Raw genomic sequence first — 22,550 nt, 5'->3', positions numbered from 1 at the left:
TCGAACAATGGCACGAGGCGCGCAAGGTCGATCCGCAGAGCATCGTGAAGCCGGCCAAGCAGTCGATGGCCAGGCAGGTGCAGGCGATGCTGACGCTGCAGGAACGCGGCGCGGCCACGCTCGACTATGGCAACAACATCCGCCAGATGGCGCTGGAGATGGGCGTGCAGAACGCCTTCGATTTCCCGGGCTTCGTGCCGGCCTATATCCGCCCGCTGTTCTGCGAGGGCAAGGGGCCGTTCCGCTGGGTGGCGCTGTCGGGCGATCCCGAGGATATCTACAAGACCGATGCGAAGGTGAAGGAGCTGATCCCGGACGATCCGCACCTGCACAACTGGCTCGACATGGCGCGCGAGCGGATCGCCTTCCAGGGGCTGCCGGCGCGGATCTGCTGGGTGGGCGTGAAGGATCGCTATCGCCTGGGGCAGGCCTTCAACGAGATGGTCCGCAAGGGCGAGCTGAAGGCGCCGATCGTGATCGGGCGCGACCACCTCGACACGGGCTCGGTGGCGAGCCCGAACCGCGAGACGGAAGCGATGAAGGACGGCTCGGACGCGGTCAGCGACTGGCCGCTGCTCAACGCGCTGCTGAACACGGCGGGCGGGGCGTCGTGGGTGTCGCTGCACCACGGCGGCGGGGTCGGCATGGGCTTCTCGCAGCACTCGGGCGTGGTGATCGTGGCCGATGGCACGGATGCCGCGAAGGAGCGCCTGGGCCGCGTGCTGTTCAACGATCCGGCCACGGGCGTGATGCGCCATGCCGATGCCGGTTACGAACTCGCGCAGGAAACCGCACGCGAGGCCGGCCTCAAGCTGCCGATGCTGGGACGCTGATCAAGCGAAAGCCGCCCGTGGGCGGCTTCGCGATGGCCGGCAGGATCGCCTTGCGCGGTCCTGCCGGCCTTTTTCATGGTGGCGAGGCGAGGGCGCCGACAGCGTCCCGCGCACTCGGCCGGATCAGTCCCAGTGACCGCCGACCCACACCCAACCCGGGCCGCGCTCGACCCAGTGGCCACGAACCCAATGATGGCCGACGCGCACCACTTCCCAGTGGCCCGGCTCCCATTCGTAGGCGCCATGCACCCAGCGCCAGTGGCCGCCTTCCCAGGCATAACCGACGCGCGGCTCGGGCACCACCTCGACGCGCGGCGGCGGCGGCGCGGTGCGCACGACCACCGGCTGGGCGGGCTCGACCACGCAGGCGGCCAGGCTCAGGCTCGACAGGATCGCCGCGGCGATCGCGAGGATCGGGGCGTGGCGGGCGGGTGGGTTTCGCTTCATGTTTCCTTCCATGATTCCTTCAGTTATCCTACGCGGCCGAATGATATTGAAATCCCGGTTTCCGGCTTCCTGGCAGGCACAGTCCGGCACCGGCGCGACATGATAAGCGAAGCCGCGGTCGGTTCTGTCGAAACGGTTTCGCGGTCGATAACAACGAATCGAGAGGGCCATGACATACACCGCTTCTTCCAGGCGTCACGATCATCACGCATCGGTTGCCACGCTGATCGACGGCATGCGCAGCAAGAACGCCTATTTCCCGTGCCGCATCGGCGGCGCGATGCGTGTGAGCAGCCTGGGCGGGCAGCTCGTGATCGATAGCGGCCTGCGCTCCGATACCTTCAATCTCGTGATCGGCGATGCAACGGGTTTTGCGCGAGCGGAAACGGTCGAGACCATCGCGCGCGGGTTCAACGAGGCGCGCCGGCCCGCTGCCTGGTGGTTCGTCGAGGGAGCGGGCAGCGCGGGGATCGCCGGCATGCTCGATGCCCATGGTTTCCGCTACGACGAGACCAGCATCGGCATGCTGGCCGAGCTCGATACGCTGCCGGCGCCGGCGTATCCCGAGGGTTTCGTGTTGCGCGAGGCGAGCGGCAGGGACGATATTGCACGTTTCGCCGGCTTGATCGGCGCGCTGTTCGTGCCGCCGGACCCCTGCGTCGAGACTTTCTATGCGCAGGTCGCCGCGCTCGGGCTCGACGGCGGCGAGCCCTTGAAGCTTTATCTCGGCGAAGTCGAGGGGCACGCGGTCTGCACGGCGGCGCTCTACATCGACGATGACGTGGCGCATGTGTTCGATGTCAGTACCGCGTCGGACCAGCGTCGACGTGGCCTGGCGTCGGCCGCGATGCACGCGGCGCTGACGCTGGCGCGCGAGCGGGACGGCGTGCGCCGGGCCGCATTGCAGGCTTCGCCCGATGGGCTCGGCGTGTATCGGCGGCTCGGGTTCGGCGAGGTTTGCCGCTTCCATGTGCATGCGAATCGCGAGCTTGCGACGTCGAGCTAGCGATGTGCCGGGCGTTCATCCATTGAGCGCTCCACGCAGGTGCTCGAGATCCTCGGGCAGCAGGTTCGCGCCGCGGGCATCGGCGACGGCCGGCAATGGCCGGGGTTAAGCCTGCCGAACCCGCGCGTGAACCGTTCGCCGTTGAATTCGAGGCGATTCGTCAGGTTTTCCATTCGTCTCGTCCTTTCCACCCTCAGGGAAGTCGACGCCGAGTATCTCGGCCGGCTGGTTTGTTCCAAATCGTATTTCGGCAAGATTCGCCGCTCGTTTCTCATCATTTCCCGATTGTTCAATTGACAGCTTTCTTGCTGCTTGCCTACGGTAAGGCTGCTATGAAGGACCGTATCCGCACAGGACGCGAAGCGGCGTTTTGGCGCTTCATTTCGCGACGGCCTTCGAAAAACAATCGGATCGGAGATATGGGCCGGGACAGGCCATCTCGTCGTTCCGCCACATGACGGGAGGATTCACGACATGGTGCAATCACCGGAGCGGCGACGCGCTGACGAAACGGAACGGGCGCTCATCGAATCGATGCAACGGGGTTGGCTGCAGCATGACAGGCTGCTGAAGCTGCATACGCCATTGGGCGCGAGTACGCTCGTGCCGATCCGCCTGCTTGGCTCGTCGCGGATCGGGCGGGACTATCGCTTCACGATCGATGTCGTATCCACGCGAGCCGACATCGCCTTGCTCTCGCTGATGCATCAAGCGGTGACGCTGTCGATCCGGCAACGGAATGCGTTCGACAACCGGGCTGAGTATTCGAACATCCACGGCTTCGTTCATCACGTCGGCTTCCTTGGCATGGACGGTGGCCTCGCGATCTACCAGATCGAATTCTCGTCGGCGCTCCATTTCCTTCGCTATCGTCGCGACGACGCGCTCTGGCTGGAGCGCGACGCCGTCGACATCGTTTCCGAGGTTCTCGATCGCTACCCGCAGTTGCGAGGACGCTTCCGGTTCCGCCTTGCCGGGGAGCCGCGGATCCGGTCGTATTGCCGGCAAGGCGAGACGGACTGGAACTTCATGTGCCGGCTGCTCGAAGACGAGGGCTGGTACTACTACTGGGAGCATCGCGGATCCGAAACGCAGGCCGATACGACGCTTGTCATCGTCGATCGGATCGGCGCCTTGCCCGGCGCGAAACCGGCGAACTACCTGCATGACAACTTCGGCGAAGAGGGGGATGGTTTCTCGCAATGGTCGGCCATGCAGTCGATACAGAGCCTCGGCTACCTGTCCCGCTCGTTCGACTACAAGGAGCCGAACTACGCCTGCGAGACGAGCCGCGCATTGAACGCGACCTCGTATCCGGAACGGCAGCGGCGTCACACATCGTTCCACGAGATTCCGGCTGCGCCGCTCGATGTCTTCGAGCAAACCTCGTATGGCTATCGCGGCGTCGATGCCGGCATTCGGCGCGCGACGGTTCGCGCCGAGGCCTGGGATTCCGAGGCGCGACGGTATCGCGGGGTCGCTGGAATCCGTTGGCTCGACGCCGGTAGCCGCTTCTCGCTTGAAGGCCATCCTCGACACGTCGAATCGGATCCGCGGCAACGCGAGTTCGTGGTGGTCGAGATCCGCTGGACGATCGAAAACAACGTGCCGATCGGATCGCAGGCTTTCGCCTTGCCTCATGGTCTTGACGCGGCCCTTGCCGACGCGCGGGCGCTGCACGGGACGCGGCACCAGGACGGCGCAACCGCCGTCGGCAGCGGGAAGGGATTTTTCCTGGTTGAAATCGAGGCGCAGGAGACCAGGCTCGAATTCCGCAGCCCGCTCGAGCATCCCAAGCCGACCGTGCCGAACGAGCACGCCCTGGTTGTCGCGCCGAAAGACGAGGAGGCCTGGGCCGACGAGTGGAATCGCGTCCGCGTTCGTTTTCCATGGGACCGGCGGCATGATGAAAACCAGTACGCCACCTCGCCGCCGCTGCTATCCGTGCAGGCGGATACCGGCGGCAATTACGGGGCGGTCCATGTTCCGCGTGCGGGCGAGTGGGTCGTCGTCGGCCACTGGCAGGGCGATTGCGATCGTCCATTCATCCTCGGGCGTTTGCCGGGCGGCCTGACGCGTCCGCCATGGCATACGGACGTGCTGCAATCGGGCTTCAAGTCGCGGGGATTCGGCGACACCGGTGCCTACAACGCCTTCGTTCACGACGATGCGACGAACCAGGGCGCCACGCGTGCGACGACGTTGACGGGCCAGCGCTACAGCCTTTTTCACCAGGGCTATCTGATCGAGCAGGACGGCAATGCACGCGGCCGCTACCTGGGTGCGGGATTCATGCTGCACGCGGACGACTTCGGCGTGGTGCGAGCCAGGCGAGGCCTTTATCTCCATTCACATCCGGTGGCGCACGACGACGAACAGCTCGCGCTCGGGGATCTGCGCGAACAACTCGATCGAACCGGCTTGCTCGTCGAGTCGCTGTCGAGCGCCAGTGCAAGCGCTCGGGCGGAAACGCTGACGGCCGGCCAGGACTCGATGCAAGCGGTCGCGAAGGCCGTGCTGCATTCGATGCCGGGCGAAACCTCGGGTGGGCGCACGGCGGGCGGCGGCGGTGGAAGCGCCAACGGTTTCTCGACGCCGCTGCTGATGATGGCAAGCCCCGCGGGCATTGGCCTCTCGACGCAGCAGTCGGGGCAGTTCAGCGTGGACCGGCAACTGAGCCTGGTAAGTGGCGAAAGCACCCACATCGCGACGGGGAAATCCTTGATCGCGGTGGCGGCCGAGAAGCTCAGCCTGTTCGTGCAGAAGGCGGGGATGAAGCTGTTTGCCGCCAAGGGCAAGGTGGAGATCCAGGCGCAATCCGACGACGTCCTCATGTACGGCGATCGCAGCGTTTCGATCAAGGGCAACCGGGGCAGCGTGGTGATCGAGGCGAAGACGGAAATCATGCTGAAGTGCGGCGGCTCGTATATCCGCATCACCGCCGACGGCATCGAGGACGGCAGCCGAGGGCCGCGTGCCATCAAGGCCGCGTCATTCAGCCGGCAGGGACCGAGTTCGGTGCCCGAGCACATGAACGAACTGCCCAAGACCGCATTCAACGATCCTCACGTGTTGCGCCATCGGATCACCGGCGAAGTGCTTAAGAACCATTCCTATGAAGTCGTCAGGTCCGACGGCACGACGCTCCGTGGCGCGACAAACGAACACGGATACACGCTTGTGCAGAAGAGCCATGATGCCGAGTCGCTGACGATCCGCACGCTGGTTGCTCGTGACGGCGGGAGCGACGAACCCGATTGAATCCCACAGGCGAGAGGTGCGACGGCCAACGATGAGCGAAAACGAAACGATATCGGGGAAGGGCATCGAATTCGCGAGTGATACGGCCGAAGACGATGTCGTTCGCTTCACCTCACGCACCGCCGCGGATGGCGCGTCGGTGGCGACGGTGAGGCTGACACCCGAGGACGACAAGCGAACCAAGGAGATTCTGTGCGACCCGCGGCCGATCATGCCGGTGATTTTCCTGCCGGGCGTGATGGGCTCCCTGCTCGTCGACAAGGACAGCGGCGATGAAGTGTTCTTCGCGCCGAACATGGACACAATCGGGTCCGCGATCGCGGGCCTGTTGAGTGTGATCGTGGGCTGGTTTCGAAATGCGGCCGCGCGCGAGATGCGCTTCGATCCACGGTCGGCCACGGTGACGCCGCTGGGGCCGATCGACGTCGGCAGCGGCGCGATCCTCGACGAGGACGAGGCGCGGCGCAGAGGCTGGGGCTCGGTGCATCGGTGGAGCTATCACTCGATTCTTCTCTGGCTGGAAGCGCATTTGAACAACCCGATGTTTCTCGGGGAACTACAGGGGCCCTGGGCCGAAGGCGATCCATCCGGAAAGAACTGGGCGCTGCATCCCATCCTCGGCACGGATCCCAGCTTGTACGGCTCGTGTACGGAAGGGCCCGGCGCCATTTCGGCCGATTCGGCGGAGTTCAGGCGATTCGCGTCGTTTCGGTATCGCGTCTACGCGATCGGCTACAACTGGCTGCAGTCGAATGACGACTCAGGTCGTGACGTGGTGGACGGCCTCGATTGCGACGACGTGCAAACAAAGGAGATCACTCGGCTGATGGGGATCAGGGAGATCTGCGCCGAGAATCATACGGGCAAGGCAATCGTGCTGACTCATTCGATGGGAGGGCTGGTGGCCCGCTTCGCTGTCTTGCATCACGGCGCGGAAGATTTGCTGCATGGCGTGTTTCACAGCGTGCAGCCCGCAACCGGGGCGCCGGTGGCGGCAAAGCGGCTGCGTACCGGTGGCGGCAGCGAAGGAGGGATGGACGGGTTCGTGAACGGTAGCCTGCTCGGGCGCGACGCGCCGGAATTCGTGGCGGTGGCGGCGAATGCGCCGGGGCCGCTCGAGTTGTTGCCGATGCCGGACTACGACGATGGCAAGCCGTGGTGGATTTTTTCCCGGATCAACGGCGACATCAAGATGCAGTTTCCAAAAAAGAAAGGCAACGCATATAACGAAATCTATTTGAACTCCAAGTGGTACGGCGCTCATCCGCCTGAAGATCAGTTGGATCCGGCAGGCATCGTCGAAGCAAGGCTCAAAGACTCCAAGATTGAAAAAACTGTCCTGTCGAACTACAGGGAGATGCTCGACACGGTGATTCTGCGTCAGCATGAATTGACTGACCGGTACCATGGAAGCACCTATGTGGCGTACGGGGATGGCGTTGCCAGCGAAGTAGCGTCGGCTAATGTGCCGATGAAACACAGTGCTGACGATTTATTGCTCGAAAAAACTGACTCCCACGTGAAGCTGATGACATGGGGGGCCGTTGTCTGGACAGCAGACGATTTGCCGGGCGACGTCACCGAGGAAGAGCTTGTTACGGCAACTTTGCTATCCGACTCCCGCAAAGGTGATATCCGTGTTCGGATCGAAAGTAGAAATCTGACGATTTCATTTGCCGTTCAGAAAACAAAGATGTTGCCGCAGCCGAATCGGAATAACGGAATGGTCCGTGGCGATGGAACCGTTCCAGCCAGATCGGCAGAAGCGCAGGCAAGAGGTCTGAAGCCAGGAGTGACAGGCGACAAGGCGGAGGGTGTGGGGATGGCATTCGTTCAGGGTGGATACGAGCATCAGTTCAGTTACGAGCATCATGCGACGCGATGGGCTTTGCTCTATAGCGTTATCCAAATCGTAAAAGATGCATGAGCTGCCATATGCGAACCATTAAGGGCTTGAGTGGAGTTGTATGTTTTTTGGCGAGCCTGTGCGCTTGCTCGATTGCAATTTCGAGCGAATCAATCATGAATAATCCTATTGTCTCCAAGACGCGTCCTTGGTGTATCGGGCGCTTCGTCTTCCAGCGACCAGCGTCGAGTGCCATCACCAATGCCGCGTATGGCTACCGCAGCCATGCGCTTGTCACCACGGAGCACATCACGGCGGAAGATTTTCATGATCAGGTCGCCACCAGGGAAAGAGAGCTTCAAACCAAGCAGCGGGTCGATCTTGCCGATTTTAAACGAGAGACAGGATTGCCCTGGTTGGTGGAGGCGTATTCGCCGACGCCGGAATCGCGCGTATTTTTATACCGAATGACTACCACGGATTCAGTGGCCATGCCGTACAAGTCCGACGGCTACGCCTATCTGGATGGCGCGTTGCTACGCACGACTGGATCGATCGGGCAAATGGGATTGGATAAAGCCGAGAATATTTATAAAGACATGTTCCGTCGCTTCAAGGCAAGAGACAACTGGGACGTGCCACGCGAAGCAGGCTTTTGTGTCGATAGCGGCCTCATCACGGGGGAAGCGGAATATCCCGAGGACGTCAGCCAATCCTTCGCATTGTTGCCTGGTCGTCCGGCGCTGCTGCTGATCAAGATGCGTGATGCCGTCCCGCAGGACCAAGGACACCCCCTTACGAAAAACATGTCGGACCTGCGTGCGCAGTTGAATCGCATGCCGGGCCGTTACCAGATCCTTCGGCAAGGAAAACGGCAAGTGGCGGGAATGGATGCGGAGGAAGTGTTGTTCAAACTTCGCGACGGCGACGTCACGGTGTTTCGCTTCTATCTTTTGGCGCCGGGAGATCCGAGCACGCTGGCGCGGCCGCACACGTCGATACAGATGCATCTTGGCGCACCGCCGCGAGCCACGTTACCTCCCGAGCAAGCCACATCGCCGGTCGACGAAGCAGGCGCCCTGCAGACCTGGGACACCTTGCTGGACAGCCTGAAGCTGCGGCCCGGGGCTATCTGACAATCCACCAGGTCACACATCGATATTTCAAACTTCCATGACCGAGCCCGATAGTCGGTCGACGGTGTTGAACAGCGTGCGGTAGTCATCCGACCTACCTGCCCGACACGAAGCAGAAAAACGCCCCGCCCGACAACATGTCGGAGCGGGGCGTTTCATTACCGACGAGCATGAGGCCGGCCGAACCGGTCACACGCACCGGTCACATCGAATCAGGCCGGATCCGCATACTTCAGCGTCCAGCTCAGCGTCTTGCTCTGGCCGGTCCCCAGCGTGAACGCTTGCGTCGTGCAGGCGAACTTCGAATGCAACTGCCCGATCGGCGTGGTCGAGAGCGGGTTGGTGGTGCCGTTCGCGGTGCTGAAGTCCGACAACGCGCAGTTGTCGAAGCCGGTGGTCGCGTAGTTGGTCGCCGCGCCGTTCGAGTAGGACACCGACACGCCATCGGCATTCGCCGTGCTGTTCGAGAAGTCGTTGAACGCCGTGTAGTCGGTCTCCACCGACAGGTTGCCGGTCAGCGTGCCCGAGCTCAGCGTATCGGTGCGCGAGATCGTGCCATGGCTGAAGGTCACCACCGTATGCGTCTGCAGGTCGAGATCGGTGGACGCGGCCGCGTTCTTCGAGGCGACCCGGAACTTGGCCGTGTCGAAGGACACGACCACCTGGCCGTTGCTCTCCTGCACGTTCAGATTCTTGTAGTAGGTCACCGGCTGGTAGGTCTTGCCGTTGTAGCTGACCTGCGGGATCAGCAGCGCATAGGCGAGGTCGGTCGTGCCGTAGATCAGCTTGTCCGAGAACGGCACCGGGTAATACGGCGTGAACGAGTTGTAGTCGGGCGCCTGGCTCAGGTTCAGGTTGATCACGCGCTTGCCGTCGCGCACCGTCACCAGCGCCGCGCTATAGGGATGCGCGGTGTCGGTCGGCTGGTTGTACCAGGTCAGCTTGTAATGCGGCTGGGTGGTATCGAGCCACGACTGGAACTGCGTGTCGGTGAGCGGCGCGGTGCTGCCGAAGCCGAGCTTGTTCCACCAGGCGTTCACATACATGTACTGGTGCAGCAGGCTGAAGTTCTCGCCCATCACGCGCGGCTTGCCGCGATACGTATCGGTGCCGCGTCCCTTGACCCACATGTTGACCGAGGGCGTCGGCAGCGTCGGGTCGTACCAGAAGTTCTCGAAGCGCAGCGCGGCGCGATAGATGAAGGTATAGGCGACCTTCTTCTCGTCGTCGGTCAGCACGCCCGCGTTGGCGGCGGCCGTCAGCACCTCCATGAAGGCCGAATCGCCGTAAGGGCCGATCGAGCGGCCATAGTTGAAGCCCTGGCCGTCGGTGTTCAACTGCGGCAGGATCAGGTCGACCGACTTGCGCAGATAGCCCTTCAGCTCGGGCGTGAGATTCGCCTCGTTGCCCATCTCGAAGGTGCGCTCGGTCACCTCGCCGATCAGCAGCGTGCTGTAGCGGTCGAAACGCGCCTGGTCGTAATAGGTCTTGCTGGTGTTCGAGGCCTCGTCGGAGAAGCCGCCGGAGGAGTCGTTGCGGATGTGGTTGGTCAGCGTGTAGAGCAGGGCGTCGCGTGCATTCATGGTGGCGACCGTCGCGTCCGTCTTCGACGAGAAGCCTGGGCTGCTCCAGCCGAGCTTCTGGCGCAGGCCGGCGATGCCATAGGACACCGCGTAGTAGTTCTGTGCCGTGTTCAGCGAGGCGATGTCGATCGGCGTGCCGGCCGCCGGGCAGGTATTGGTCTTGCCGCTCGCGTCCGGCCCGAACATGTCGCAGAACAGCAGGCGCTGCTGCAGCGTGGCCAGCATCGAATCGCTGAACACCTCGTTGAGCATGCCGTGCGCCTGGAAGTTGTTGAGTGCAACCAGGTAGTAATACTCGCCCCACGACGTGTTCGCATACAGGTAATCCGTACCGTGCGTGCCCTGGATCATCGCCGACGTCACCTTCTGGTAGGTCGCGAGATAGTCCGCGTACTGCGGATCGTTCTTCGACTTCATGTCGATCAGGATCCACGACAGGCCCAGCGCGAGCTTGCCCGGCAGGAACTTGTCGCCGGTGTTGGTATCGAGCACGTGCACCGGGCTGCCGTCGCCGAGGTCCATCACCACTTGCGTGAAATCGGGCGCCGCCTTGATCTTGTCGAACAACGCGCGCATCTGGCCCATCATCGTGATCGGGATGTTCGCGCCGCTCGGCACCGCCGTGGTGGCGGTGCCGTAGACGATGCCCTGCAAGGAACTGGCCAGCGTCGACGGCGTGCCGGGATTGCCCGGCGTGCCCGGCGAGCCGGCGCTGGGCGGGGTGCTGGTTTCCCCGCCGCAGGCGGCGAGCAAGAGGGCGGCGAGGGCAGTGCTGACGGCGAGGGCGGATCGTGTTTGTTTTATCGAAAACATGGTGTCTCCATTGGAATGATCAGGACAGCGAGGCAGCGGGAAGCGGGGCGAATCGTCAGTGCATCGAGGCATCTCCTTTTCATCGGCCAGTCGGCGGGTCGGCGGGTCGGCCGGTCGGCCGGCGCGAGCGAGGTCGCGCGACGACGTCCGGGTGGACGGTCACGGCTGCTCGCGGCCGCACCCGGGCACCGCGGGCGGCGCAGGCGACGGGCGTGTCGCCGCGCGCGGCCGTCGCGGAAACGGGCACGTCAGCAGGCTTGTGGCTTTAAATCATCTGTCGTCAGACAACATGGAGTGAAATCGATGCAGCCACGCGGCGCGGCGCGCGTATCGATCCGCCTCCCCCTCGAGTCCGGGGACTCTTCATTCTGATACTTCTTACCCACGGGGCATTTCACCGCGATGGTCTCGCGGGATGCGCCAGTCGCCGTCCATCCGGGCACCGTTACGGACGGCTGACTGTCGGCTTGCCGTTTTGTTGTCGGATATCCTATCTCGTTACGGAGATAGCGCCAGTCGGGGATAACCATACCCCGGCCGGGAACTCCGAATACTTCAGCGAGTTTGGCGGGCAGGACGCGTTCGGGGCTTCGCCCAAGCCCATTCGATGCGATCGGGTAGCGGCGAACCAGGGGGAGGGTGAGGTTGACGAGGCGGTCGTGATGTCGGCGGCATCGGGATACGCGTGCATCACGCGACCGACAACGCTTTGGAATGCGAATGACAAAGAGGGGGATGCCGGCGCACGTCCGTCCTTGCTGCAATGACGGGCGCGCGCCGGCGGGTGAACCGCGGGTGCGACACGCCTGGGCGCGTCGCACTCGGTTCGGGATGCTTACTGCGTGCGCTGGCGAGCGGCGAACTTGCCGTGGAAGCGAACCACCGGCTGGCTCTCGCGAACCACCGATTCCGTGGCCGGCAACTGACGCAGCATGATCGCGGCCGGCGGGCTGATCGCCGTCAGCGAGGCGCTGCGCGAAGCCGGCGCGAGCCCGTTGTTGACGAGCAGGGTCGTGTCGTTGCGCAGGTTGGCCAGCAGCACCGGATCGGTGGTGCGTGCCAGTTGCGGTTGCAGCGCGCTCCAGGCGGTGTCGCTGTAGTTCGTCACGTAGTAGTCGAAGCCGCTCGGATTCGCCAGCACCGGGGTACAGCCTTGCAGGCGGACCTGGGTCTGCGTGCCGCCGAAGGACAGCGTGGTGCGCTTGATCAGGCCGTCACCATAGGCGAGCGTCACCGGGATGGTCCACTGCGTGCCCGGATAGGCGTTCTTGTTCGGGAACGGCGACTGTTTCAGCGTCACGATGTTCTCGTTCTTGGTCAGGTCGCACTGCGTGTCGAGCGAGAGCAGCGGCACGCCGGTCTGGCGCACGAAGCTGTCGCCGATCGGGCCCACCTTCTGGCCGCTCGCATCCGACAAGGCATCCCACAGCCGCTGCGGCGTGCTATTGCCGAGCGCGTACTTGTTCAAGTACTCCTGCAGGCCCTTGCGCATCACTTCGTCGCCGAGATAACCCTCGAGCATCTTCAGCACATGGCCGCCCTTGTTGTAGACGAAGGTGCCGGCATTGATCACGAAGTCGTTCGAGCCGAAGGCATTGAAGTTCGGCTGCACCGGGAAGGCCTTCGGTCCGATGTCGGAGCGAATCACGCGAGCCTTGTCGTTGATGTCCTGCACCCAGTTGAAGACCTCGGGATGGAACTGGATCTTGGTGCGCGTCTCGAAGTAGGTCGCGAAGGATTCGTTGAGCCAGACGTCATCCCACCAGTCGAGCGTGACCAGGTCGCCGAACCATTGGTGCGCGGCCTCGTGCGTCAGCACCGTCAGGCCGTAGTTCGACATCGGCGTGCCGGGCTTGGGCAGGATGTCGTCGGCGAATTCCAGAATCGAGCCCCAGTTCTCCATGCCGCCGAAGTTCAGGTCCTTCTGATCCTTGAACTTGTCGTTGGCGGCTACCGTGTCGAACTTCGTCAGCGGCAGCGGAATGCCGGTGTAGCGGTAGTAGTAGTCGAGCGCCTGCTTGGTTTCCTGCATCGCCGGCTTGGCCCACTCGCTCATGCCCGGCGGCGTGAAGATCCGCAGGTGCATGCCGCGGCCGTCGGGCAGCGGGCTGGTGAAGTCGTCCTCGAGCGTGTCGAACTTGCCGCCGCCGAAGAACACCAGGTAGGACGGCATCGGCGGGGTCTTCTCGAAGGAGACCAGCTTGTAGCCGGCGCCGATGTTGGCCGCGGGCTTCTCCGCCGCGTTCGACACCACCTTCCAGGATTGCGGCACCTCGGCCGACAGCTCGTAGGTCGGACGGAACGCCGGCTCGTCCCAGCCCGGGAACCATTGGCGCGACAGGTCCGATTCGCCCTGCGTGAGCACCGCGCCGCTGGTGGTGCCGTCGGTGGCGACCAGGTCGACGCGGAACATGCCTTCGGCCGCCGAGCAGCCCGGATAAGGATCGTTGTCGCAACTGCCGACCGTGCCCTGGGCCGGATCGCCGTGCGAGTCGAAGTTGATGATGCCCTGCCATTCCATGTGCAGCGAGTAGCTGCCGCGCGCGATGGTGCCGCTCGCCGGGCGCAACTGCACGTAGTCGCCCTGGCCCTGCGGCGTGGCGATCAGCGGGATGTTGCCCGGCTGCAGCGTGATCTTGCCGTTGGTGAACTGCAGACGGTGCGCGGCCACCACGATCGCGTTGACCGGCTTCAGCACGTTGATCTCGACGTCGGCGCGGCCCTGGAACTGGTTCAGGGCATCGTTCGGGCGGAACCAGAGCTTGTAGTTGACCGGCACCACCGTATCGGGCATTTCGACAGGCTTGGTGCTGCGATCCACGGCCGGTGCCGGCGCGGCATTGCTGGTCTGGTTGTTCGCGGCGGCGCCGAACGAGACGGGCGAGCCGGAGCCGCCGTCGTCGCCGCCACAGGCGGCGAGTGCCAGCGCGACGGCGCTGACGAGCGGCAGATACCGGAATTGACGCAGTGTGATCCTCATGCCGATTCCTTCGAGGGTGAAATGAACGGTTAATCGCGCGTCGAAATCGGTGGGCAATAGTAGGCCCTCGCCGATTTTTCGCAGCGAAATGAAATGGCTGGCTGTTTTGAATGAATTACCGGAAAGACTTGCGCGGAATTATGTGAAGGCGTGCATGTCCGAAGGCCCTGTTGTTTATAAACGAATAGGAAACAAACCATGCTCTGCGGCATGGGTTTGTACGCGCTTGCTCAAGCTGGCCACGTGCTGCGCCGCGCAAATACTGGACTTGCGCGCGATTCTCGCCGTTGGCCTTTTTCATGGCCCGGGATTCGAACGATTACCCGGGCGGTACAAATTCGGACAGTTTGCCGACGCTCTCGATACCGGAACCTGACAAGCAATCCGCGAGTGAATATACAACGTAATTTTTTGTAATGGAACAAGAGGTTTGTTGAAAAATCTGTAGGTGAATTTATTGCCGTTTCGATTTACTCGAATGAAAAATATGCCGATCGAAAATCGGCATGAAGCGATGCCGGCCCGGCTGCGGGTTAGCCCCGATGGCGCTGGCGAGGCAAGTCGTCGAAGGTCGCGTGATTGGCTGGACCATTGGTCCGATGTCGTCGGTGTGTGCAAGCAGCCGCGACGCTCGGGATGGCGCCGGGCCAGGCAAGCACGGAAAGTTGTGTGTGCAACCAAATTTGAACAGGCAAAGGAACCGCTCGATGAGTTCGAGAATCGACGCCCACCAGCATTACTGGCTCATGGCCGCGCGCGAGGGCGAATGGCCGCCGCCGAGCCTCGCCGCGATCCATCGTGATTTCGGCCCCGAGGATCTCGCGCCGCATCTGCGCGCGACGGAGATCGACGGCACCGTGCTCGTGCAGTCGCTGCCCACGCTCGACGACACGCGCTACCTGCTCGCGCTCGCGAGCGCGACGCCGAGCGTGAAGGCGGTGGTGGGCTGGGTGGACATGAAGGCAGCCGACGCGCCGCAGCGGATCGCGGCGTTCGCGGCCGAGCCGAAATTCCGTGGCGTGCGGCCGATGCTGCAGGCGCTGGACGATCGCTGGATCGACGACGAGGCGCTCGCGCCCGCGGTCGATGCGCTGCGCGAGCACGCGCTGGTGTTCGATGCGCTGGTGCTGCCGCCGCAGCTCGATGCGCTGCATGCCTTCGCCACGCGTCACGCGGCGCTGCCGATCGTGATCGACCACGCCGCGAAGCCGCCGATCGCCAGCGGCCGGCTGGAGCCGTGGCGCAGCGCGATGGCGCGCCTGGCGGCGCTGCCCAATGTGAGCTGCAAGCTTTCGGGCCTGTGGACCGAGGCCGGCGAGGGCAGCGACGACAGCGGCGTGGCGCCTTACATCGAGGCCGTGGCGACGCTGTTCGGGCCGCGCCGCCTGATGTGGGGCAGCGACTGGCCGGTGCTGCGCCTGGCGGCCTCGCATGGCGGCTACGAGGATTGGTTCGCCGCCTGCGAGCGGGCCTGCGCGCGCTGGTTCGGCGCCGAGGCGCTGGCCGACGTGTTCGGCGGCAATGCCCGCCGTTTCTACCGCATCGACTGAAGGCCGGGGCAGGCGGCGCGGGCCGGCACGATGCCGGCCCGTCATCGGGAAAACCCGGAGGAGTCACGGCGTGACGAGGCTGGCCGAAGCTCGTATCATTGAGACCAATTGGTTGGACCATTGATCCTTTGAGCCAATGGCGCCAAACTCATCCGCCACTCGAATCACGATTCACGACATACGACCATGACGATCATTCGTTCGATGCGCGTCCTCGACGTGCGTTTTCCGACCTCGCAGAAGCTCGACGGTTCCGACGCGATGAACCCCGATCCCGATTACTCGGCTGCCTACGTGATCCTCGAAACCGATCGCGACGGCCTGGAAGGGCACGGGCTGACCTTCACGATCGGCCGCGGCAACGAGATCTGCTGCGCGGCCATCGAGGCGATGCGCCACCTGGTGGTGGGCCTCGACCTGGACTGGATCCGCGAGGACATGGGCCGCTTCTGGCGCCACGTGACCTCCGACAGCCAGTTGCGCTGGATCGGCCCGGACAAGGGCGCCATCCACCTGGCCACCGGCGCGGTGGTCAACGCCGCCTGGGACCTGTGGGCCAAGGCCGAAGGCAAGCCCTTGTGGCGCCTGGTGGCCGACATGACGCCGGAACAATTGGTGCGCACCATCGACTTCCGCTATCTCGGCGACTGCCTGAGCGAGTCGGACGCGCTGGAACTGCTGCGCAAGCAGGCGCCCGGCAAGGCCGAGCGAATCGCCACGCTCGAACGCGAGGGCTACCCGTGCTACACCACCTCGGCCGGCTGGCTCGGCTACAGCGACGACAAGCTGCGCCGGCTCTGCCGCGAGGCGATCGACGCCGGCTTCGATCACGTGAAGCTGAAGGTGGGCGCGAACCTGGAGGACGACATCCGCCGCGTGAGCATTGCGCGCGAGGTGATCGGCCCCGATCGCAAGCTGATGATCGACGCCAACCAGGTATGGGAAGTGGACGAGGCGATCGACTGGGTGCGCGAGCTGGCCTTCGCCAAGCCCTGGTTCATCGAGGAACCCACCAGCCCCGACGACGTGGAAGGCCATCGCAAGATCCGCGAGGCGATCGGCCCGGTGCAGGTGGCCACCGGCGAGATGTGCCAGAACCGCGTGCTGTTCAAGCAGTTCATCATGCGCGGCGCGATCGACGTGGTGCAGATCGACGCCTGCCGCCTCGGCGGCGTCAACGAGATCCTGGCCGTGATGCTGATGGCCGCGAAATACGGCTTGCCGGTGTGCCCGCACGCGGGCGGCGTGGGCCTGTGCGAATACGTGCAGCATCTGTCGATGATCGATTACGTCTGCATCGCCGGCACGCGCGAGGGCCGCGTGATCGAGTACGTCGACCATCTTCACGAGCATTTCGTCGAGCCCTGCGTGGTGCGCGACGCGGCCTACATGCCGCCGAGCGCGCCCGGCTTCTCGATCGAGATGAAACCCGAATCGCTGGAGCGTTATCGCTTTCGCGGCGAGACGGCCAGGTCGGGCGAATCGGTCGATCCCGCCGCCGCCGTGGCCCATGCAGCCGCCTGAGCGGCAGGGCTCGAACGCGAACGGAGAATCCTGATGAACCTCGATCTGCAAGACAAGGTGGTGCTGGTCACGGGCGGCGCGGCCGGCATCGGCGGCGCGATCACGCGCGCATTGGCGGCCGAAGGCGCGATTCCGGTGGTGCTCGACCGCAATGCGCCCGACGATGCCTTCGCCTCGCAACTGCGCGACCAGCAGCCCCGCACGCGCTTGCTGCGCACCGACCTGCTCGACGACGCGCAATGCCAGGCCGCCGTCGATAGCGCGATCGCCGAATTCGGCCGCATCGACGGGCTGGTCAACAACGCCGGCGTCAACGACGGCGTCGGCCTGGGCGCGGGCCGCGCGGCCTTCGTCGCCTCGCTCGAACGCAATCTGCTGCACTACTACGCGATGGCGCATCACTGCGAGCCGCACCTGAAGGCCAGCCGCGGCGCGATCGTCAACGTCTCGTCGAAGACGGCGCTGACCGGGCAGGGCGGCACCAGCGGCTATTGCGCCGCGAAGGGCGCGGTGCTGTCGCTCACGCGCGAATGGGCCGCCTCGCTGGCCGGCGACGGCGTGCGCGTGAACGCCGTGATCCCGGCCGAGGTGATGACGCCGCTCTACGAATCCTGGCTCGCCAGCTTCGACGATCCCGGGGCGAAACTGGCCGCGATCACGCAGCGCATCCCCTTCGGCAAGCGCATGACCACGCCCGAGGAGATCGCCTCGACGGCCGTGTTCCTGCTGTCGGAGCGCGCCTCGCACACGACCGGCCAATGGCTGTTCGTCGACGGCGGCTACACGCACCTGGACCGCGCGCTGGGCTGAGGCCCGCGCGCCGATCGACCCTCGAAAAAACACAACGGAGACACGACGATGCGGCAATGCCTGGCGCTGGACCTGAGAGACGACCCCGAATCGATCGCGCGCTACGAGGCGCATCACGAGCGGATCTGGCCGGAGATTGCCGCGCACTTGCGTGGGCAGGGCGTGAGCTCGATGGAGATCTGGCGGATCGGCAACCGCCTGACGATGGTGATGGAAACGGACGACGCGCGCTTCGACGCCGCGCGCATGGCGGCGGCGAGTCTCGCCGATCCGAAGGTGGTGGAGTGGGAGACGCTGATGAGCACCTTCCAGCAGCCCACGCCATGGACGCCGGCCGGGGTGAAGTGGGCGCCGATGGCGCGCATCTTCGATCTCGGCGGGCAGTGAGCGGGGCCGGCGACGGCAACCGGAAACAGAAACAGACGAGCCCGTGACCGGGACGGAAGGAGACAGGATTCATGCAACAGGTATCGGAAGCCGGCATCACGCCGGTCGGCACGGCGCAACGCTCGCGCGACTGGCGCACCGCGTTCATTCTGGTGACCAGCCTCTTTTTCATGTGGGGGCTCTCATATGGCTTGCTCGACGTGCTGAACAAGCATTTCCAGGACGTGCTGCACGTCAGCAAGGCGCAATCGGGCCTGCTGCAGGGCGCCTATTTCGGGGCTTATTTCGTGATGGCGATCCCGGCCGCGCTGCTGATGGAGCGCTTCGGCTACAAGCGCGGCATCCTGCTGGGGCTCACGCTCTACGCGATCGGCGCGCTGCTGTTCATCCCGGCCTCGGGCGTGGCGAGCTTCCCGTTCTTCCTGTTCGCGCTGTTCGTGATCGCCTCCGGCCTCGGCTGCCTGGAAACCGCCGCGAATCCCTACGTGACCGAACTCGGCACGCCCGAGACGGCCGAGCGGCGCCTGAACCTCTCGCAATCCTTCAACGGCCTGGGCAGCTTCCTCGGGCCGCTGATCGGCGGCGCCTTCTTCTTCCCCTCGGGCGCGGCCAGCCAGGCCGCCGCCGAGGGGCTCGGCTCGGTGCGCATCACCTACGTGGCGATCGCCGGCGTGGTGGTGCTGCTCGCGCTGCTGATCGCGCGCACGCCGATGCCCGACATCCGCCGCCCGGCCTCGGCCGCGCAGCGTGCCGCCGGCGAGTCGATCTGGTCGCGTCCGCACTTCGTGGGCGGCATCGTCGCGCAGTTCTTCTACGTGGCCGCGCAGGTGGGCGTGGGCGCCTTCTTCATCAACTACGCGATCGTGCACTGGCCCGAGCTGAGCGCGCAGCGCGCCTCCTTCATGCTGTCGATCGCGCTGCTGCTGTTCATGGCCGGGCGCTTCGTGAGCACCGCCGCGATGGGCAAGGTCTCGCCGGCCCGGCTGCTGACGCTCTACGCGCTCGCCAACATCGCGCTCTGCGCCATCGTGCTGGCCGGCATCCCGGTGCTGTCGGTGCTCGCGCTGATCGGCGTGTTCTTCTTCATGTCGATCATGTTCCCGACCATCTTCGCGCTCGGCGTCAAGGATCTCGGCCCGCAGACCAAGCGCGGCGCCTCGTTCCAGGTGATGTCGATCGTCGGCGGGGCGATCATGCCCTACGCGATGGGGCGCGTCGCCGACGGCTCGGGCGTGAGCATCGCCTACGCGCTGCCGCTCGCCTGTTTCGCCGTGGTGGCCTGGTACGGCTGGCGCGGCAGCCGCATCGCCTGAGCCATGATCCGGCTGCGCGCGGGCCGCTGGCCGGCGCCCGGCAGGCGTGCGCGCGCGCAGGCCGGAAAGCGCGCGCGTCGGCCGATCGACGCATACGTATTAGAATCGCCGTCTGGTTCGCGTGTGCCGCCCGAGGGGCGGCGGCCGCGAACGCCCACGATCCCGACGCGACTCGCCAGCGAACGTATGCCGATCCAACCTATCCAGAATCGCCGTCTCTACCAGCAAATCGCCGATCAATTGCGCGCGATGATCGAATCCGGCAGCTTCCCGCCCGGCAGCTACCTGCCGCCCGAGCGCGAGCTGGCCGTGCAGTTCGGCGTGTCGCGCACCTCGGTGCGCGAGGCGCTGATCGCGCTGGAGGTGGTCGGGCTGGTTTCCGTGCGTGTCGGCGACGGCGTTTCGGTGCGGCAGCGCGAGCAGCCGCCCGCCGAGGCCGCGCCGGCGCCGCATTCGAACCTGCTCGAGGTCGATCCCGAGCTGGGCATCGAATTCGATCTCAATGCCGAGATTCCGCCGTTTTCCCTGTTGCAGGCGCGCAAGCTGATCGAACCCGAGGCGGCCGAGCTGGCCGCGCTCAATGCGTCCGACGCGCAGCTCGCGGCGATCCGCGAAGCCTTCCTGCGCAATCAGCAGGACAATCGCAGCGGTTCGACCACGCATCCGGGCGACCGGCTGTTCCATATCCGCATCGCCGAGGCCAGCGGCAACGACGCCTACGCGATGATGATCAAGCAGATGCTCGCGCATCGCTACGATCCCTTGTTCCAGCGGCTGCAGAAGCTGTATACGCCGCGTGACATGCCGCATCGCTCCGAGGTCGAGCACCGCGCGATCCTCGACGCGCTGGAGGCGCGCGATGCCAAGGGCGCGCGGCGCGCGATGCTGACTCACCTGAATTCGGTGATCCGGATTTTTTCGCGGCAGTCGGTGTAGGGGCGGCGAAGCCTTCGCGGGTCCCGACGCGGTGCATCCCGCGCCCCGGCCGCCGGCTCCACCTCAGGAGAACGAAGCGGCCACGCGAGCGCTGCCGAGGCTGGCACCCGCAGCCGCGGAGAACAATCGCAGCGCCGTGTCGATCTGATGTCGCATGATGGCCTTCTTGCGGCTACGGTCGCCTTCCAGGTCCTTCGACATCTTGATGAACAGGTCCGACATGCGGGTCTTGAATTGCGGCTGGCTGTGGCGGCCCTGCACGAACAGGCGGATTTCCTCCTCGATCTGCGTCTGGTACGGATGCTTCACGTTCTGCATGAAACCGCTCTGACTGCTCGAGTAGGGCAGTTCCCAGTCACCGGTGCCGACATCGCGCGACTCCAGCAGCGTCGCCATGTCGTCGAGCACGCCGAGCGTCTTCTCCTTGAGGTCGCGCGTGCGTTTTTCGAACGATTCCCATTCGCCCGTCGTGCCGTTATAGGCAACCAGTACCTTGCCGTGACCGGCTTGCTCCCCGTCGCGGGCATTCCTCGGCTTGACGTCGATCTCGCCATAGAGCTGGTTCGAGTTGGGCGACCACGAGAATTCCGTCCAGACCTTGCCTTTGGGCCCAGGCATCTCGATCAGGTAGGTGGTCTTGGCATTGCCGTCGGCGGCATGGAAGCCATGGTTCCGGACCTCGCGAATCTTGGCGTGCCCCCAGTCCTTCACCAGCGGGGCATGCTCGCCGCTGAGCGTCGAGGCGACCGGCTCGTAATGCTCGGGAATGGCGGGCAGGGACGGAGCGGGCGATTTCGCCGCGGTCGCGTCGGCATGCAGGAACAGCGGGGCAGTGGCCGTGGCCGGACGTTCGGGAGCGGGCCGGGTGCCGGACACCAGGCTGCCCATGAGCCGCGATGCCGTCTGGTGATCGGGATTCGCTTGCGCGAGCAGGTCCACGGCCGCGGTGGCCGCGAGCGAGCGCGCGCGGGAGCCTGCCTCGTCGAGCGGTGTCGCGCCGCCGGGGCTCGCCACCTGTACGTGGGCGACCTGGAGCGCGCGCAGGTCGTCGGCGCTGTAGCCGGCGGGAGCGGCGGCGTCATGGGATTCGGCGGCCAGGTGCGCGATCGCGATCGCATCGCTCTCCGGGGCGCCGGCCAGCAGCGCGAGATGGGCCGTATCGGCGGCGAAGCGCGCGCGCGGCGCATCGCCGGGCGCACGGAAGGTTTCGCACGCCACGCGCGCGGCCACCATCGCGGCATGCTGGTTGTCGGGCGCGGCGCGATGAGCCGCGCACAGCACGCTCACCGCCAGCTCGAGCCGTTCGCCATGCTCGCCGCCGGCCTGATCGGCATCGTGGCGCGCCGCGGCGGCGCCCTGCGAGGCCAGCGCGTGCCGCTGTTGCGCGCGATCGAGGGTGGCGCGTGCCAGCGTCAGCGCTGGTGCGTTCGGGTTGGCCGCCTGGGCGCCGCCGCCGCGCAGCGGGGCCAGCAGCGATGCCGCCGACCAGCCGCCGCTTCGCGGAAGTGTCGGTTCGAGCTTGGCGGGCTCGGCGCTGGCCGCCAGCACGGCGAGATGGGCCTCGTCGGCCACCGCCTCGGCCTGGTCGGCGCGATCATCCAGTTTTGCCCGCTGCTGGCGGGCCTTCTCGGCGGCGATGGCGGGCAACTCGGCCGCGGTGTAGCCCTTTTCGACGAACAGTTGCCGGGCCGCCGCCGTCAGCGCGCTGAGGTCCGCGCCATGCGCGCTGCGATCCATCCGGTCGACCCGGGTCTTCATGGCGCCCAGGCCGGCGGCCGCGTCGCGATAGGCCAGGTTCAGGATGCCGTGCCGGCGTTGCGGGCCGGCGGGCAGGCCCAGCGGATCGACGGCGGCCGTCGCCACTTGCCCGGACGGCATGATCTCGGCCATCCGGATCAGCGAGCGCGCGGCTTCGCTGGCCGCCTCGGGCGTGGCGCCCGAGCGATGCAGCAGGCCGGCCGCCGAGCCGGCCGCGGCGTAAGTCGACAGGCTGTGTTCGTCGGTGACGCGCCCCCGCACCGAGACCAGATCGACGCCGAGCGCGATCGCCTCATGGACCGGCGCGCCGGCGCGAAATGCGCTGACGGCCGCCGCGCGCGCGATGGCCAGCGGCTGCGCGTCGGCG

16 protein-coding genes are annotated in these 22,550 nt (G+C 65.2%); 12 read left to right on the top strand and 4 right to left on the bottom strand.

Features of this window, described 5'->3' with window-relative positions; genetic code table 11:
- On the top strand, positions 1-833 hold an 833-nt coding region (gene hutU / locus F3J10_RS25740), incomplete at its 5' end, for a urocanate hydratase (RefSeq protein ID WP_167243301.1).
- A 123-nt stretch (positions 834-956) separates the two neighbouring features.
- On the opposite strand, the gene F3J10_RS25735 is transcribed toward hutU, so the two are convergent.
- Positions 957-1,280 (bottom strand): YXWGXW repeat-containing protein, encoded by a 324-nt coding sequence (locus tag F3J10_RS25735; RefSeq protein ID WP_025101945.1) that lies wholly within the window; start codon positions 1,278-1,280, stop codon positions 957-959.
- A gap of 169 nt (positions 1,281-1,449) precedes the next feature.
- On the opposite strand from F3J10_RS25735, the gene F3J10_RS25730 reads away from it, so the two are divergent.
- The 5 genes from F3J10_RS25730 to F3J10_RS25710 all read left to right on the top strand — a co-directional run bounded on the left by F3J10_RS25730 (position 1,450) and on the right by F3J10_RS25710 (position 8,529).
- Positions 1,450-2,286 carry a GNAT family N-acetyltransferase gene (locus tag F3J10_RS25730; protein WP_167243300.1) on the top strand — a complete coding sequence of 279 codons (837 nt, stop codon included), beginning with the start codon at positions 1,450-1,452 and terminating at the stop codon, positions 2,284-2,286.
- Between the two features lie 39 nt (positions 2,287-2,325).
- On the top strand, positions 2,326-2,583 hold the full coding sequence (locus tag F3J10_RS25725; protein ID WP_167243299.1) for a hypothetical protein: 258 nt from the start codon (positions 2,326-2,328) through the stop codon (positions 2,581-2,583).
- 177 nt (positions 2,584-2,760) lie between these two features.
- A complete protein-coding gene (tssI, locus tag F3J10_RS25720; protein ID WP_167243298.1) occupies positions 2,761-5,547 on the top strand; it encodes a type VI secretion system tip protein TssI/VgrG in 2,787 nt (928 codons plus the stop codon).
- Between the two features lie 31 nt (positions 5,548-5,578).
- Positions 5,579-7,474: an alpha/beta hydrolase gene (locus F3J10_RS25715; protein WP_167243297.1), complete on the top strand. Its 1,896-nt coding sequence runs from the start codon at positions 5,579-5,581 to the stop codon at positions 7,472-7,474.
- Between the two features lie 95 nt (positions 7,475-7,569).
- Complete coding sequence (locus F3J10_RS25710) at positions 7,570-8,529, top strand: T6SS immunity protein Tli4 family protein (protein ID WP_240154600.1); 960 nt, start codon at positions 7,570-7,572, stop codon at positions 8,527-8,529.
- A 212-nt stretch (positions 8,530-8,741) separates the two neighbouring features.
- On the opposite strand, the gene F3J10_RS25705 is transcribed toward F3J10_RS25710, so the two are convergent.
- Both F3J10_RS25705 and F3J10_RS25700 read right to left on the bottom strand, forming a co-directional pair.
- Positions 8,742-10,925, bottom strand: coding sequence for a hypothetical protein (locus F3J10_RS25705; protein ID WP_167243296.1), 2,184 nt, complete (start codon positions 10,923-10,925; stop codon positions 8,742-8,744).
- Positions 10,926-11,760: 835 nt separating this feature from the next.
- Positions 11,761-13,905, bottom strand: a complete 2,145-nt coding sequence (locus F3J10_RS25700; protein WP_025101952.1) for a M1 family metallopeptidase — start codon at positions 13,903-13,905, stop codon at positions 11,761-11,763.
- A 707-nt stretch (positions 13,906-14,612) separates the two neighbouring features.
- Between F3J10_RS25700 and F3J10_RS25695 the strand changes: the two genes are divergently transcribed.
- The 6 genes from F3J10_RS25695 (at position 14,613) to F3J10_RS25670 (ending at position 20,425) form a co-directional block, all read left to right on the top strand.
- On the top strand, positions 14,613-15,455 hold the full coding sequence (locus F3J10_RS25695) for an amidohydrolase family protein (protein WP_166914321.1): 843 nt from the start codon (positions 14,613-14,615) through the stop codon (positions 15,453-15,455).
- A gap of 186 nt (positions 15,456-15,641) precedes the next feature.
- On the top strand, positions 15,642-16,979 hold the full coding sequence (locus F3J10_RS25690; RefSeq protein ID WP_036038994.1) for an L-fuconate dehydratase: 1,338 nt from the start codon (positions 15,642-15,644) through the stop codon (positions 16,977-16,979).
- 33 nt (positions 16,980-17,012) lie between these two features.
- Entirely contained in the window at positions 17,013-17,789 is a 777-nt protein-coding gene (locus tag F3J10_RS25685) for an SDR family oxidoreductase (RefSeq protein ID WP_167243295.1), read from the top strand.
- Between the two features lie 48 nt (positions 17,790-17,837).
- On the top strand, positions 17,838-18,176 hold the full coding sequence (locus tag F3J10_RS25680) for an L-rhamnose mutarotase (RefSeq protein WP_025100185.1): 339 nt from the start codon (positions 17,838-17,840) through the stop codon (positions 18,174-18,176).
- 71 nt (positions 18,177-18,247) lie between these two features.
- A complete protein-coding gene (gene fucP, locus F3J10_RS25675) occupies positions 18,248-19,489 on the top strand; it encodes an L-fucose:H+ symporter permease (protein ID WP_167243294.1) in 1,242 nt (413 codons plus the stop codon).
- Positions 19,490-19,675: 186 nt separating this feature from the next.
- Positions 19,676-20,425, top strand: coding sequence for a FadR/GntR family transcriptional regulator (locus F3J10_RS25670; protein WP_013697967.1), 750 nt, complete (start codon positions 19,676-19,678; stop codon positions 20,423-20,425).
- 63 nt (positions 20,426-20,488) lie between these two features.
- On the opposite strand, the gene F3J10_RS25665 is transcribed toward F3J10_RS25670, so the two are convergent.
- A partial coding sequence (locus tag F3J10_RS25665; RefSeq protein ID WP_167243293.1) for a hypothetical protein occupies positions 20,489-22,550 on the bottom strand: 2,062 nt, incomplete at its 5' end.

It is taken from the genome of Burkholderia sp. Cy-637, assembly GCF_011753175.1.
Classification (GTDB): domain Bacteria; phylum Pseudomonadota; class Gammaproteobacteria; order Burkholderiales; family Burkholderiaceae; genus Burkholderia; species Burkholderia gladioli.
This window is presented reverse-complemented; position numbering and strand designations above follow the sequence as displayed.